A 681-nucleotide genomic window follows, 5' to 3' on the forward strand; every position below is an offset into this window, starting at 1 on the left:
GGCGCGGCCCAGCATGACGCCGTCCAGCTGCACGCCGTCGGACGCATCCAGATGGGCCTCGGCCTGATCCAGATCGCCGATGCCGCCGTTAATGCAGATGGTCAGATGCGGCCGCTCGCGTTTCAGACGCCGCACCAGGGCGTAGTCCAGCGGCGGCACGTCGCGGTTTTCCTTGGGCGACAGACCCTTCAGCCAGGCCTTCCGCGCATGGACGATGAAGTGGGTGATCCCGACCGCCGCCGAGGCGTCGACCGTGGCGAACAGGCTGACCTCGGGGTCCTGATCATCGACGCCGATGCGGCATTTGACGGTGGCAGGGACGCTGACGGCTTCCTTGATCGCCGCCATGCAGTCGGCCACCAGCTCCGGCTCGCGCATCAGGCAGGCGCCGAACTTGCCCGACTGCACCCGATCCGAGGGGCAGCCGACGTTCAGATTGATCTCGTCATAGCCATAGGCCTCGCCGATCTTCGCCGCCTCGGCCAGCTGGGCCGGGTCCGAGCCGCCCAGTTGCAGCGCCACCGGATGCTCGACCGCGTCAAAGCCCAGCAGACGCTCACGATCGCCGTGGATCACCGCCGGGGCCGTGACCATCTCCGTATAGAGCAGCGCCCGGCTGCTCAGCGCTCGGTGAAACGCCCGACAGTTGCGGTCGGTCCAGTCCATCATGGGCGCCACGGA

Annotated in this window: 1 protein-coding gene; it reads right to left on the reverse strand. The window is 67.8% G+C overall.

The genetic code is table 11. From position 1 onward, the window contains the following. Nucleotides 1-681: tRNA dihydrouridine(20/20a) synthase DusA (dusA, locus tag HX774_RS18555; RefSeq protein WP_255500553.1), on the reverse strand; the 681-nt coding region annotated here is incomplete at both ends.

It is taken from the genome of Brevundimonas sp. P7753 (assembly GCF_013386595.1).
Classification (GTDB): Bacteria; Pseudomonadota; Alphaproteobacteria; order Caulobacterales; family Caulobacteraceae; genus Brevundimonas; species Brevundimonas bullata.